This window comes from Shinella lacus, assembly GCF_010994755.1.
In the GTDB taxonomy this organism is placed as follows: domain Bacteria; phylum Pseudomonadota; class Alphaproteobacteria; order Rhizobiales; family Rhizobiaceae; genus Shinella; species Shinella lacus.
Genome location: NZ_WHSB02000003.1, coordinates 571407 through 585398 on the forward strand (window position 1 = coordinate 571407; position 13992 = coordinate 585398).

Annotated in this window: 12 protein-coding genes; 3 read left to right on the top strand and 9 right to left on the bottom strand. The window is 64.2% G+C overall.

From position 1 onward, the window contains the following. The first annotated feature begins 14 nt into the window (after nucleotides 1–14). The 3 genes from GB927_RS10715 to GB927_RS10725 are packed head-to-tail and all read left to right on the top strand — an operon-like array spanning nucleotide 15 to nucleotide 3807. Entirely contained in the window at nucleotides 15–1388 is a 1374-nt protein-coding gene (locus GB927_RS10715; protein ID WP_256116789.1) for a transaminase, read from the top strand. Further along, a complete protein-coding gene (locus GB927_RS10720; protein ID WP_256116790.1) occupies nucleotides 1385–2773 on the top strand; it encodes a glutamine synthetase family protein in 1389 nt (462 codons plus the stop codon). Before GB927_RS10715 ends, GB927_RS10720 begins: the two co-directional genes overlap by 4 nt. Then, entirely contained in the window at nucleotides 2773–3807 is a 1035-nt protein-coding gene (locus GB927_RS10725) for a histone deacetylase family protein (protein WP_256116791.1), read from the top strand. Before GB927_RS10720 ends, GB927_RS10725 begins: the two co-directional genes overlap by 1 nt. A gap of 3 nt (nucleotides 3808–3810) precedes the next feature. Here GB927_RS10725 and GB927_RS10730 read toward each other — a convergent pair whose 3' ends face one another. From GB927_RS10730 to GB927_RS10770, 9 genes are all read right to left on the bottom strand, one after another. Next, complete coding sequence (locus GB927_RS10730) at nucleotides 3811–4101, bottom strand: type II toxin-antitoxin system RelE/ParE family toxin (RefSeq protein ID WP_256116792.1); 291 nt, start codon at nucleotides 4099–4101, stop codon at nucleotides 3811–3813. A 6-nt stretch (nucleotides 4102–4107) separates the two neighbouring features. Continuing rightward, complete coding sequence (locus tag GB927_RS10735; protein ID WP_256116793.1) at nucleotides 4108–4344, bottom strand: CopG family ribbon-helix-helix protein; 237 nt, start codon at nucleotides 4342–4344, stop codon at nucleotides 4108–4110. 28 nt (nucleotides 4345–4372) lie between these two features. Then, nucleotides 4373–5515, bottom strand: coding sequence for an alpha-hydroxy acid oxidase (locus GB927_RS10740; RefSeq protein WP_369431635.1), 1143 nt, complete (start codon nucleotides 5513–5515; stop codon nucleotides 4373–4375). Between the two features lie 222 nt (nucleotides 5516–5737). Further along, a complete protein-coding gene (fba, locus tag GB927_RS10745) occupies nucleotides 5738–6781 on the bottom strand; it encodes a class II fructose-bisphosphate aldolase (RefSeq protein WP_256116796.1) in 1044 nt (347 codons plus the stop codon). Nucleotides 6782–7024: 243 nt separating this feature from the next. After that, nucleotides 7025–9685 carry a DNA translocase FtsK gene (locus GB927_RS10750; RefSeq protein ID WP_256116797.1) on the bottom strand — a complete coding sequence of 887 codons (2661 nt, stop codon included), beginning with the start codon at nucleotides 9683–9685 and terminating at the stop codon, nucleotides 7025–7027. A 107-nt stretch (nucleotides 9686–9792) separates the two neighbouring features. Next, nucleotides 9793–10860, bottom strand: a complete 1068-nt coding sequence (locus GB927_RS10755; RefSeq protein ID WP_256116798.1) for an ABC transporter ATP-binding protein — start codon at nucleotides 10858–10860, stop codon at nucleotides 9793–9795. 11 nt (nucleotides 10861–10871) lie between these two features. After that, nucleotides 10872–11705 (bottom strand): carbohydrate ABC transporter permease, encoded by an 834-nt coding sequence (locus GB927_RS10760; protein WP_256116799.1) that lies wholly within the window; start codon nucleotides 11703–11705, stop codon nucleotides 10872–10874. A 4-nt stretch (nucleotides 11706–11709) separates the two neighbouring features. Continuing rightward, the gene (locus GB927_RS10765) at nucleotides 11710–12633 is read right to left on the bottom strand and encodes a carbohydrate ABC transporter permease (RefSeq protein WP_256116800.1); all 924 of its coding nucleotides are present in this window, start codon (nucleotides 12631–12633) and stop codon (nucleotides 11710–11712) included. Between the two features lie 87 nt (nucleotides 12634–12720). Then, the gene (locus GB927_RS10770) at nucleotides 12721–13980 is read right to left on the bottom strand and encodes an ABC transporter substrate-binding protein (RefSeq protein WP_256116801.1); all 1260 of its coding nucleotides are present in this window, start codon (nucleotides 13978–13980) and stop codon (nucleotides 12721–12723) included. Nucleotides 13981–13992 lie beyond the last annotated feature (12 nt).

Below are 13992 nucleotides of genomic sequence, written 5' to 3' on the forward strand. Positions count from 1 at the left end.
ATTGGGGGTACGGCATGGAGAGGGCGAACCTGGAGGCGCGCGCCCGCGCGCTCATCGAGGCGGAAGCAGAGGTTTTTCGCGCAAGGCGGCCGCGCTGCGCAGCCGCGCATGACGAAGCGGCATCGGGCTTCTTCGACGGCGTTCCGCAGCATTGGATGCTCGACTGGCCCACTCCCTTCCCCATGGTCGTCGACCAGGCGAGCGGCGTCGAGCTCGTCGATCTTGACGGCAACCGCGTCGTCGATGTCTGCCTGGGTGATACCGGCGCGATGTTCGGCCATGGTCCGGCCCCCGTGCTGGAAGCGCTGAAGAACGCTGGCACACGCGGCCTCACCACCATGTTGCCCTCCTCTGATGCGCAGGCCGTTGGCCGCCTGCTCGTCGAGCGCTTCGGTCTGCCGCGCTGGCAGCTCGGCGCCACGGCGAGTGACGCCAACCGTTTCGCGATCCGCATCGCCCGCGCCGTGACCGGCCGCGCCAAACTGCTGGTCTTCGATGGCTGCTACCACGGTGCGGTGGACGATACGCTGGTCGATCTCGTCGACGGCAAGACCATCTCCCGCCGCAACCTGCTCGGCCAGGTCCGCGATCTCGGCGAGTTGACTGTCTCCATCCCCTTCAACGACGAGGCGGCGCTCGAAAAGGCGCTCGCGGCGCACGACATCGCCTGTGTGCTCGCCGAACCGGTCATGACGAATTGCGGCATGATCCCGCCCGCGCCGGGTTTCCATGACGCGCTGCGTCGCCTGACGCGTGCGGCCGGCACGCTGCTGCTCATCGACGAGACGCACACCATCTCCACCGGCCTTGGCGGCTACACGAAGGTGCATGGGCTCGATCCCGACCTGATCGTCATGGGCAAGCCGATCGGCGGCGGTGTTCCGGTCAGCGTCTGGGGCATGAGCCAGGCGATTTCCGACCGCCTGCACGTCATCCGCCGCGAGCAGAGCGGCCACGGCCATTCCGGCATCGGCACGACGCTTTCCGGCAGTGCCCTGCAACTCGCTTGCCTGCGCGCCTGCCTGGAACACGTCATGACCGAGGAGGCCTACCGCATCATGCAGTCCCGCGCGGACCGCATCGAAGCGGGCTTCAAGGCGGCGATCGCCGCGGCCGGCCTTGACTGGACCGTTTCGCGCGTCGGCGCTCGGCTGGAAGTGGTCTTTTCGCCCGTGCCCGTCCGCAATGCCGAGGAAGCCCGTGCGGCCGCCTCCGACACGATCGAGGCGGCCCTGCACCTTTCCATGCTGAACCTCGGCTATCTGCTCACCCCCTTCCACAATATGGTGCTGGTCAGCCCGGCGCTTTCCGAAAAACAGGCCGATGGCCTCGTGGAGGCCTTTGCGACCGTCATCGGCCGCCTTGCAGAACGGAGGGCCGCCGCGTGAGCCGCGATCTCGCCACACGGCCGCCTGAGGCCGCGGATATTGCGGAGGCCGAAGCCTTCCTCGCCGCCCATCCGGACATCACCGCCTTCGATCTCGTCCTGATCGACCTCAACGGCATTGCGCGCGGAAAGATCATCCGGCGGCACGAATTGCTGCCGATCTTCCGCTCCGGCCGGCACTTGCCCGGCTCCATCCTCGGTCTCGACGTGACCGGCGAGGATGTCGAGGAGACCGGCCTCGTCTGGTCGGATGGTGACGCCGACCGCCGCGCCTGGCCGGTCGCCGGCTCGCTCGTGCCGCTTCCCTGGACCTCGCCGCCGCGCGGCGAACTGCGCCTGGCGCTCTTCGAACTCGACGGCGCGCCGATGGCCTGCGACCCGCGCCATGCGCTGGCGCGACAGGTGAAGCTGCTCGAAGCCGATGGTTTCCACCCCGTGCTTGCCTATGAGTTGGAATTCTACCTGCTCGATCGCGAGCGCACCGCCGAGGGGCAATTCCAGCCGTTGCGCCTGCCGCTCTCTGGCGAACGGCCGGATGGCATCCAGGTCTATGGCGTGACGGAACTCGACCGGCTGGAGCCCTTCATTGACGCCGTCTATCGCGGTGCAGAGGCACAGGGCCTGCCTGTCGAAACGATGATTTCCGAATATGCCCAGGGCCAGTTCGAACTGACGCTGCGCCACGGCAATGCGCTGCGTGCCGCCGATGATATCGTCATGCTCAAGCGCCTGATCCGCGCCCTTGCCGTGCGTCACGGTATGATGGCCTGCTTCATGGCAAAACCCTTCGCCGGCCGCGCCGGTTCCGGCATGCATGTGCATGCGAGCCTCACCGATGCCGAGGGCACGAACCGCTTCGCCGATCAGGCCGAAGCGCTGTCACCCCTGTTGAAACACGCTGTCGCCGGCCTGCTCACGACGATGCAGGAATCCATGCTCGTCTTCGCCCCGCATTTCAATTCCTGGCGCCGCTTCGCGGCCCAGAGCTACGCGCCGACGACGCCCACCTGGGGCACCAACAACCGCAGTGTCGCCGTGCGCATTCCCGCCGGCTCTCCCGCCGGCCGCCATCTCGAACAGCGTGCCGCCGGCATCGATTCCAACCCCTATCTGGTCGGCGCAACGGTGCTTGCTGGCATGCGCAAGGGTATTCTCGCAAAAGCCGATCCCGGCCCCGAGACGACAGCCTATGCCGAAACCGCGGGCGACGACCTGCCGCCGGACTGGCGCAGCGCCATCGAGACGGCAACACGCTCCGCCTTCCTGAAGGAGGCGCTGGGCGAGCGCCTGCATCACGTCTTCCTCGCCCTCAAGCGCGCCGAATACCGCCGTTTCGCAGCCGAAGTCACGGCGCTTGAACGCACGCTCTATGGTGAAACCGTCTGATGAAAACCTTCTACACGGCAGACCATCACCTGCATCACAGCGGCATGGAGCTTTCCTTCGGCCGCATCGTCGAAACCTTCGAAAAGCCGGTGCGCGCCGAAATCGTGCAGCGGCGCGTAAACGAGGTCGGCCTCGGCCCGGTCATCGAGCCGCCATCCTACGAGCGCGCCGCAATCGAGCGCATCCACACGCCCGACTACCTTGATTTCCTCGAAACCGTCTTCGCCGAATGGCGCGCCGCCGGCCGCGACGGCGAAGTCTGGCCCTACAGCTGGCGCCACCGCTCCATGCCGATGATCGACGCCCCGCCCTCCGGCCTCGATGCCCGCCTCTCCTACTATTCCTTCGACATGGCCGGCTCGATCACCGAAACCACCTGGCAAGCGGCCAAGCGTGCCGCCGACACTGCGCTTGCCGGTGCAGATGCCGTGCTTGCCGGCGACCGCGCCGCCTTCTCGCTCTGCCGCCCGCCGGGCCACCATGCCGGCCGCGATTTCTTCGGCGGCTACTGCTACCTCAACAACGCCGCCATCGCCGCCCAGCACTTCCTCGACAACGGCCACGCCCGCGTCGCGATCTTCGACATCGACTACCACCACGGCAACGGCACACAGGAGATCTTCTACGACCGCGACGACGTGCTGCTCGCCAGCCTGCACGGCGATCCCGATTTCGAATTCCCCTTCCACCTCGGCTACGCCCGCGAACGCGGCGCCGGCAAGGGTGAAGGTTTCAACCTGAATTATCCCCTCCCCGCGAACACCGCCTGGCCCGAATGGCAAACCGCCTTCGAAGACGCCCACGAAAAGATCCGCACCTACACCCCGACCGCCCTCGTCATCTCCCTCGGCGTCGACACGTTCAAGGACGACCCGATCTCGAAATTCATGCTGGAGACCGAGCACTTTTCGACCATCGGCCGCCGCATCGCCGATTTCGACCTGCCGACGCTTTTTGTGATGGAAGGCGGCTACGCGGTCGATGCCCTGGGTGTCAATGCGGTGAATGTTTTGCAGGGGTTTGAGGGCGGCTGAGGCTCAGAACGTTTCTGGCCATTCCCGTGCGCCGTGCTGCACAAAGAGCACTTCGACGCGGGTTTCGAGCACGCGATAGGCGACGATATAGGGTGTGCCGGGCACGACGAGTTCTCGCGTGCCTTCGATTTCCCCGACTCGGCCGATGAAGGGGTTGTCGGATAACAGGCGCTGGGTGCGTGTATGGATGGTGGTCACGACCCTGACCGCCGCGGCGGGATTGCGCTCCGCGATATAGTCGTCAATGGATTCAAGCTCGCGGAGATAGTGCCGGGTCCAGACGACCGCAGTCATCCGCGCTTATCGCGTCGCGTATTTGTTGAGGACGAGCGCGATCTCGTCTTCGGTCGCGAAGTCGCCACGCTCCGCCTCTTCGAGTCCGGCCTGGACACCCTCGACCCACTTTTCCTGCCAGGCAAGCGAGCGGCCATGCGCGAGCGCGTCCTCGATGATCTGGCCGCGGGTCAGCGAGGACCGGTTCGCCAGGGCGTCGATGCGACGATCGAGATCTTTCGAGATGTCGTTACGCTTGTCCATGATCCATTATCGCATGAACCGCGCCGGCTCACAAATCCTTGTGCAGGTTGTTGCGCGACAGGTTCTTCACGTCGCGCTCGCCGCAGAGCGCCATGGTCACATCGAGTTCCTTGCGGATGATTTCGAGCGTGCGGCGGACGCCGGCCTTGCCGCCGGCGCCGAGGCCGTAGAGGAAGGGGCGGCCGATATAGGTGCCTTTGGCGCCGTAGCAGAGCGCCTTCAGCACGTCCTGGCCGGAGCGGATGCCGCCGTCGAGATGGACTTCCATCTTGTCGCCGACAGCGTCGACGATGCGTGGCAGCATGCTGATGGAGGAGGCGGCGCCGTCGAGCTGGCGGCCGCCGTGGTTGGAGACGATGATGGCGTCCGCGCCGCTATCCAGCGACATGCGCGCGTCTTCCTCGTCCAGAATGCCCTTGAGGATCAGCTTGCCGCCCCAGCGGTCGCGGATCCACGCAATATCCTTCCAGGAGAGCTGCGGATCGAACTGTTCCGAGGTCCATGAGGAGAGCGACGAGAGGTCGCCGACACCCTTGGCGTGGCCGACGATATTGCCGAAGGTGTGGCGCTTGGTGCCGAGCATGTCGAGGCACCAGAACGGCCGCGTCGCCATCTGCCAGAGATGTTTCGGCGTGAAGCGCGGGGGCGCCGACAGGCCGTTGCGCAGGTCCTTGTGGCGCTGACCGAGGATTTGCAGGTCGAGCGTCAGTACCAGCGCCGAGCAGCCGGCCGCCTTGGCGCGGTCGATGAGGTTGAGGACGAAATCCCGGTCCTGCATCACGTAGAGCTGGAACCAGAAGGGTTTTGACGTGACGGACCGCACGTCCTCGATCGAGCAGATGCTCATCGTGGAGAGCGTGAAGGGCACGCCGAATTCTTCCGCAGCCTGCGCGGCGAGCATTTCGCCGTCCGCGTGCTGCATGCCGGTGAAGCCGGTCGGCGCGAGCGCGACGGGCATCGAAACCTTTTCGCCGATCATCTCGCTTGCCAGCGACCGGTTGGTCATGTCGACGAGCACGCGCTGGCGCAGCTTGATCTTGTGGAAGTCGTCCTCGTTGGCGCGGTAGGTGCCCTCGGTCCAGGCGCCGGAATCCGCATATTCGAAGAACATTTTTGGCACGCGACGGCGCGCCTGGTTCTTGAGGTCTGCGATCGTCAGGGCCTGGTTCACGCTCATGCTGTCTGTCCTCGCACCGTCCGGCTGTTCCGGGATCACATCCTTTTACGAGGCGGCACACCCGCTCGCAACGGAAACGTTGGAGCGAAGTCGCACTCATATGAATGAGGTATTCACGCATAAATGATAGGGAAGTGCTGTCAATGCGGATTCAGCGCGATGGCGGCCGCCCGCCGGGAAAATCGCCCTCCCGACGGTGCCGGGAGGGCGAAAGTCTTATGCCGTGGCGTAGAATTTCGCCATGTCGGGCAGACGCTTGACGCGGATGCTGGAGGCCTTGCCGGCGGTGCGGAAGGCTTCGAAACGCTCGCGGCAGACTTCCGTCATGCGGGCGGTCGCCGGCTTCAGGTAGGTGCGCGGGTCGAAATTGTCCGGCTTTTCCTTAAAATTCTTGCGGATCGTGCCGGTCATGGCGAGGCGAAGGTCGGTGTCGATATTGACCTTGCGCACGCCGAGCGGGATCGCCTTCTGGATTTCGGCAACCGGCACGCCCCAGGTCTGCTTCATCTCGCCGCCATAGGTGGTGAAGAGGTCCTGCAGGTCCTGCGGCACCGAGGAGGAGCCGTGCATGACGAGGTGCGTGTTCGGCAGCTTCCTGTTGATGTTAGCGATCGTCTCGATCGACAGGATGTCGCCGTCCGGCGCGCGGGTGAACTTGTAGGCGCCGTGGCTGGTGCCGATGGCGACCGCAAGCGCGTCCACGCCGGTCTTGGAGACGAAGTCGAGCGCCTGGTCCGGGTCGGTCAGCAGCTCCTCGCGGGTCAGCTTGCCCTCGAAGCCATGGCCGTCTTCTTTCTCGCCGGCACCCGTTTCCAGATTGCCGAGACAGCCGAGCTCACCTTCGACCGAGACGCCGGCCGCATGCGCGATCTTCACGACTTCCGCCGTCACGTCGACATTGTATTCGTAGCTGGCGATCGACTTGCCATCGGCGAGCAGCGAACCGTCCATCATGACGGAGGTGAAGCCGTTGGTGATGGCCGAGATGCAGGTGGAGGGCTGGTCGCCGTGGTCGAGATGCAGGCAGACCGGAATATGCGGGTATTCTTCGGCAGCACCCAGGATGAGGTGGCGCAGGAAGGCGTCGCCGGCATAGGCACGCGCACCGCGGCTCGCCTGCAGGATCACCGGGGAATCCGTCGCATCCGCCGCGCGCATGACTGCCTGGATATATTCCAGGTTGTTAACGTTGAATGCGGGCAGTGCGTAGTCGTTTTCCGCTGCGTGATCGAGCAATTGCCGCATGGTGATCAATGCCATTCCTGTCCTCCTTGGATGCAGTCTTCACGGGTCGGCGGCACTATTCACACATCGTCCGCCATATGCAACAGGCCTCAAAGACGGCACTGTAAGCCAAATCGATTAAATGGCGCGCGTGGAATAAATTTCCCGTGGGCATGGCAAAAATCCGGCCCGCGAGTGCAGGCCGGATCCAGAAAATCCATCGGATTCAAATAAGTAGGACAATTGCCCGGCCGCTGGGCACATGCGGCCGGGAAAATCTCATTCCGCGTCGTCGGCTTCCGGCGGCGCCTGGAAGCTGCCACGCTCGCCGCTGATGATCTCGCGCTTGCCGACATGGTTGGCGGGTCCGACGAGGCCTTCCTTCTCCATGCGCTCGACGAGGGAAGCGGCGCGATTGTAACCGACGGCGAGACGGCGCTGGATGTAGGAGGTCGAGCACTTGCGGTCGCGCATGACGACCTTGATGGCCTTTTCGTAAAGGTCGTCGCCGTCTTCGGCGGCAATGTCGCCCTTGTCGAAGACCGCGCCGCCGCTGGCCGGCTTTTCGTCCTCGTCGTCCTCTTCCTCGGCGGTCACCGTTTCCAGATATTCCGGACGGCCCTGCGCCTTCAGGTGCAGCACGACCTTCTCCACTTCCTCGTCGGAGACGAAGGGACCGTGCACGCGCGAAATGCGCCCGCCGCCGGCCATGTGCAGCATGTCGCCCTGGCCGAGAAGCTGTTCGGCGCCCTGTTCGCCCAGAATGGTGCGGCTGTCGATCTTCGAGGTGACCTGGAAGGAGATGCGGGTCGGGAAGTTGGCCTTGATCGTGCCGGTGATGACGTCGACCGAAGGGCGCTGCGTCGCCATGATCAGGTGGATGCCGGCGGCACGCGCCATCTGGGCAAGCCGCTGGATCGCGCCTTCGATCTCCTTGCCGGCCACCATCATCAGATCGGCCATCTCGTCGACGATGACGACGATATAGGGCATCGGGTCGAGGGCGAGTTCCTGCTCTTCGTTGATCGCCTCGCCGGTCCCCTTGTCGAAGCCGGTCTGCACGCTGATGGTGATCGTCTCGCCCTTGTCGCGCGCGCCGGCCACACGGTTGTTGTAGCCGTCGATATTGCGCACGCCGAGGCGCGACATCTTGCGGTAGCGATCCTCCATCTCGCGCACGGCCCATTTCAGCGCCATGACGGCCTTCTTGGGATCGGTGACGACGGGGGTCAAGAGATGCGGGATGCCGTCATAGATCGACAGTTCCAGCATCTTGGGATCGACCATGATCAGGCGGCACTCTTCCGGGCGGAACCTGTAGAGCAGCGACAGGATCATCGTGTTGATGGCGACGGACTTGCCCGAACCGGTGGTGCCGGCGACGAGCAGGTGGGGCATCTTCGCGAGCTCGGCGACCACCGGCTCGCCGCCAATCGTCTTGCCGAGGCAGATCGGCAGCTTGTAGCCGGACTTGGCGAAATCGGCCGAGTCGATCATCTCGCGGAAATAGACCGTTTCGCGCGTCTGGTTCGGCAGTTCGATGCCGATGACGTTGCGGCCGGGCACCACGGCGACACGGGCCGACAGCGCCGACATGGAACGGGCGATATCGTCGGCAAGGCCGATGACGCGGGAGGATTTCACGCCCGGCGCCGGCTCGAATTCATAGAGCGTGACGACCGGGCCGGGGCGGACATGGATGATCTCGCCGCGAACGCCGAAATCTTCCAGCACGCTTTCGAGAAGGCCGGCATTCTGCTCAAGTTGTTCCTGCGTCAGCACGAAGCCGACGGTGCGCGGCGGCTCCTGCAGCAGTTCTCGCGGCGGGTATTCGTAGGCGTCGCCGGCCGGGGCCGCCAGGGTGACCTGGAACGGCTTGGCGCGGGAGAGCACCGAGGACGGCATTTCGCGCACGGGCTCGACGACGGCGGCCGGGGTGATGACGACCGGCGCGGGCTTGATCTCGGCTGCGACCGGGACGATTTCCGCCACGGCTTCGATGACGGGCGTTTTGACCGGCTCGACCTTCGCCTCGGGTACGGCAACAACAACGGTCTCTGCGACCGGCTGTCGGGCAACCGGTGGGCGGCATTCGACGACCCGGAAGAGCGCGGTGATGGAATTCGGCTCGTCCCGCTTTTTCGCAGGCACGGCCACAGGCATGGGCGTGGCGACGGCGACCGGCAGGGCGGGCGTCGGCGCCGGCATGCGCACGACCGTGGCAGCCTTCCTCACCGGCATTTCGGATGCATCCTCGTCCGGAACCAGCGTTTCCCAGAAGGCGTGGTCGGAGAGATGCGCGAACCGGCTGATCGCGGCGCGCACATCCGCCTTGGCGACCGGTTTTGCGACCGCGACGGGTGCCGGCAACGGCACGGCGGGCTTGTAGAAGACGGCCGCATCGGCGGGCGTGCCGGTCGTTCCGGCGGCAACGACGGCCTGGACCAGCGGTGGCACGGGCTCGGCAGGAGCGGCGGCCTGCTGTTCCTCGAAACGGCGGCGACGATCGTCGAGCGCTTCGCGCAGGCGCTGGAGCAGCTCCGATTGGGAGAGCTGCGCCGCCTCGGAAAGTTTGGTTGCAGGCACGGCCTGTTCGACGACCGGCTCGGCCTGCTGCACCTCTTCGGCGGCCGCCTCTTCGATCTTGGCGGCGACCTTGTCCGGGGTGCGCGTGAAGCGGACGTTCGGGGCCATGTAGAAGTGGCTTTCCCAGCTTCCGTCGGCATATTGGCCGGGGTCGTAGCTTCTCAGCGCCGGCGAGCGGAATCGCGGGCGATAGTCCTCATCGTTGGCAACCGGCTCGTCTGCCGCATGCCACTCTTCCGCCTCCGGCACAAATTCCGGCAAGGCATTGTTTTCATGGGTGTAATACGGCGCTTGCGCGTCGCTTTCCCCTTCGGTCTCTAGGATGGGATAGAAGTTTGTTCTGGAAATACGCATGAACCTGCAAACTCGACGATCATTGCCGATAGGGATGCGTAGATGGTTAGGAAATGAAGGTTAACATTGTCTTTGGAACGGACGGAAATCGTCGTCACGATCTCGTTTCAATCCACTCGTGTGCCCTCCGTGCCGAACAGGTGAAGCTTGTCCCGCGGCAGGTCGACGCGGACATTCGGCCCCGGATTGAGCATCGCCCGGTCGAGCGTAAAAATTTTCATCGGAATATCGTGGATGGTGACGTGCATGATGATGCCGAAGCCTGTCGGCTCGATGAGGTCGACCTTTGCTTCCAGCGCACCGCCATCGGCGATCACGACATGTTCCGGGCGGATGCCGAGCGTCGCCACCGAACCTGATTCGATGCCGAGCCGTTTTCCGAGCGGCAGCGTCGCGCCATTCGCCAGTTGTAACTCGGCACCCTCGCCCGAGGCGACGTAACGCCCCTCGAAAAAGTTCATGCCCGGCGAGCCGATGAAGCCGGCAACGAAGAGATTGGCCGGCCGGTCATAGAGATCGAGCGGCGTGCCGACCTGCTGCACCACGCCGGCATGCATGGCGACGATTCGGTCTGCGAGCGTCATCGCCTCGATCTGGTCGTGGGTGACGTAGATGGAGGTCGCGCGAAGGTCGCCGTGCAACTTCTTGATTTCCGCACGCATCTGCTCGCGCAGGCGCGCATCGAGGTTGGAGAGCGGCTCGTCGAAGAGAAAGGCTTTCGGCTGGCGCACGATGGCGCGGCCCATGGCGACGCGCTGGCGCTGGCCGCCGGAAAGTGCGCGCGGACGGCGCTCCAGCAACGGATCGAGGCCGAGTTTCGACGCGGCATTGCCGACGGCGCTGGCGATCTTCTCCTTGGTGGAGCGGCGCAGCCGTAGGCTGTAGCTCATGTTGTCGGCGACGCTCATATGCGGGTAGAGCGCGTAGCTCTGGAACACCATGGCGATGTCGCGGTCCTTCGGCGCGAGGTCGTTCACCCGCTTGCCGTCGATGCGGATTTCGCCGGCTGTGACGTCCTCCAGGCCGGCGATCATGCGCAGCAGGGTCGATTTTCCGCAGCCGGAGGGGCCGACCAGCACGATGAACTCGCCGTCGCGGATGGTGAGGTCGACGCCGTGCAGGACGGGAAAGGTGCCAAAACTCTTGCGGATGCCGTGGATATCGATGGAAGCCATGAAAGACCCTTTCAGCCTTTGACCGCGCCGGCCGTGAGGCCCTGTACGAGATAGCGCTGGATGAGGAGGAAGAAGAGGCAGGCCGGGATGAGCGCAAGAATGCCCGCCGCCATCATCTGCCCGAAATCGACCGAGAATTTCGAAACGAAGGTGAGGAGGCCGACCGGGAAGGTCGCCGCGTCGTTGCCGGAGATCAGCATCAGCGCGAAGAGCAGCTCGCTCCAGGCGGCAGTGAAGACGAAGCCGAGTGTGGCGGCGATGCCGGGAAGTGTCAGAGGCAGGATGATCTGGCGGAAGGCGACGAACTGCGTCGCCCCGTCGATCATCGCCGCCTCTTCCAGGTCCTTCGGAATGCCGTCGAAGAAGGACTGCATCAGGAACGTGGCGAAGGGCACGTTGAAGGCGGTGTAGACGATGACGAGGCCGGTGAGGCTGTTGGTGAGGCCGAGTGGCGAGAGCATCTTGAAGATCGGCGCGACCAGCATGACGAGCGGGAACATCTGCGTGATCAGCATCAGCGCGACGATCCAGTATTTTGCCCGGAAATTGAAGCGCGACAGCGCATAGCCGGCGAGCGAGGCGAGGATGGTCACGGCAATGGCCGTGGAGCCTGCGACGATCAGGCTGTTCTTGAAGAAGGTCGGGAAGGCGCTGTGGGCGATGACGAATTCGTAGTGCTCGAAAGTGGCGCGCGACGGCCACATGCGCACGCCCTCGCTGTAGAGCAGGTCGTTCGGCGTCACCGAGACCTTCAAAAGCCAGAACAACGGGAAGAGCGCCACGACGATATAGGCGAGGATGGCGAGGCGGTGCGCGACGGTGAGGAGGAGCTTGCTGGTGCGCATGGTGTCAGCCCTTGTTCAGCAGCGTCTGGCGCAGCAGCACGATCAGCATCGAATAGGCGAGCAGCAACACCAGCAGCACCAGGGCAATGGCCGAGGCATAGCCGAAATCGAGCCTTTTGAAGGCCTGGGTGAAGATGTAGCTCGCGACGATCTGCGTGCGGTCGGCAGGTCCACCGTTCGTCATGACGACGATGAGATCGGCGAAATTGGAAATCCAGACGGTGCGCAGCAGGATGGTGATGGCGATGGTCGGCGCGAGGAACGGCAGCGTGATCGAGAGGAAACGCTGCACCGGCCCTGCCCCGTCGATGCTGGCCGCCTCATAGAGATCGCGCGGGATCGCCTGAAGTGCGGCGAGCAGCGTGATCGCGAAGAACGGAATGCCCCACCAGACATTGGCGACGATCGGCCCCCACATGGCGAGATGCGGGTCGGAAAGAATGTTGTTCGGCGCATCCATGATGCCGAGCGCATACATCCAGTGCGGCAGCGGTCCGATGACCGGGTTGAACAGCCACGCCCAGTTGAGGCCGGCGAGAAAGCTCGGCACCGCCCAGGGCAGGAAGACCAGCGCCTGCGCAATCCCACGGCCTGCAAAGGGCTTGTCCAGCAGCAGCGCGAGGATGAGGCCGAAGAGGAATTGCAGGAAGACCGAGGCGCCCGTCCACCACAGCGTGTTGCGCAGCGCGCGGAAGAAGGCCTGGTCCTCGCTCAGCGCCCGGAAATGATCGAGCCCGATAAAGCCGCCGGACAGCGGGTTCAGAAGCTGGATATCGCGGAACGCATAGGAAATGCCGAGCGCCAGCGGCACCAGCATGACGGTGATGATGAGGATCAGCGCAGGCGCGCTGTAGAGATAGGGCTCCGACGCGTCTGCGATCCGCTTTTTAAGCGGTCGCACGGCTTGCGGATGGGCAGCAATGGTCATCGTCTCGCTTCCGTTCTCGGGTTGCGCGGCGTCTCATAAAGATGGCTCCGGGCGGAGCCTCGTATCTCCGCCCGGAGGTTCCCCGGCCTATTTCTTGGCGAGGAACTTCTGCTGTGCCTTGGTCAGGTAGTCCGCCCACTGGTTGGCGAGGTCTTCCGGCGTGATGTCGCCGAGAAGGGCTTCCTGCGAGGTCTTGATGACCAGCGAATCCTTGAAGAAGGCGAATTCTTCGAGATGCGTCGGCATCACGGTCGGCACGGCGTCCTTGTCCTCAAGTTCGGCGAACCAGCCCTTGAACTGCTCGCTCGCATAGAACGGGTCCTTTTCCGCAGAAGTGTGCACCGGCAGCGCGCCCGTGCGCTTGTTCCACTCGATATTGCCTTCCGGCCCTTCGAGCGTCTCGATCAGCTTCCAGGACAGGTCCTTGTTGGCGCTGGAGGAGAACATCGACCAGCCGGCGAAACCGATCGTTGGGAAGGTCTTGCCGTCCGGCCCCTTCGGCATGGTCATGATGCCGTAGTCTTCAGCCTTCATGCGCTCTGCAATGGCGATGAGCGCGTCCGGGTCCTGGTCGAGGAAGGCGCAGGTGCCGCTGTAGAAACCGGCGACGATCTCGTTGAAGCCCCAGTTGACGCTGTCCTTCGGGGCATAGCCGTTCTTGTAGAGATCGATCACCCAGGTGAGGCCCTTCACCCAGCCTTCGCTGTTGAAGGTGGAGGTGCCATCCTCGTTGAAGAATTTGTTGTCGCCGGCCATGGAGGCGCCGAACATCACCCAGCCGTTGAGGCCGCCGGGGCCGCCGCGCAGGCAATAGCCGTATTTGCCGGGCAGCGCCGAGACCTTCTTGGAGGCTTCCGCGAATTCGTCCATCGTCTTCGGCGGCTCGGAAACGCCGGCCTCGGCGAGCAGCTTCTTGTTGTAGAACATGGCGCGCAGATAGAAGCCGTAGGGCAGCATATAGGCCGTGTCCTTGATGTCGCGGCCGAGTTCCAGCGCGCGCGGCGTCAGGCCGGCAGTGTGCTCCCACTTCGCGAGATAGGGCTCCAGGCTTTCGAGCATGCCGTTGTTGGCATAGAGCGACAGCCAGGTGTCGGGCATTTCCATGACATCCGGCACTTCGCCGGCGGAGACCATGGTCGCGAATTTCTGGAACGCCTCCCCCCAGGGCAGCGAGATGATCTCGACCTTGGTGCCGGGGTTTGCGGCCTCGAACTTACCGACGATGGATTTCAGCGTTTCGGTGCGCTCGGGGCTGGTGATCACCTCGACGAGCTTCAGCGTCGTATCGGCCAATGCGCTCGATGCCATCAGGGTGGTGATGAGAGCGGCAGTCAAAAGTCTCTTCATGGTCGTTCCCTC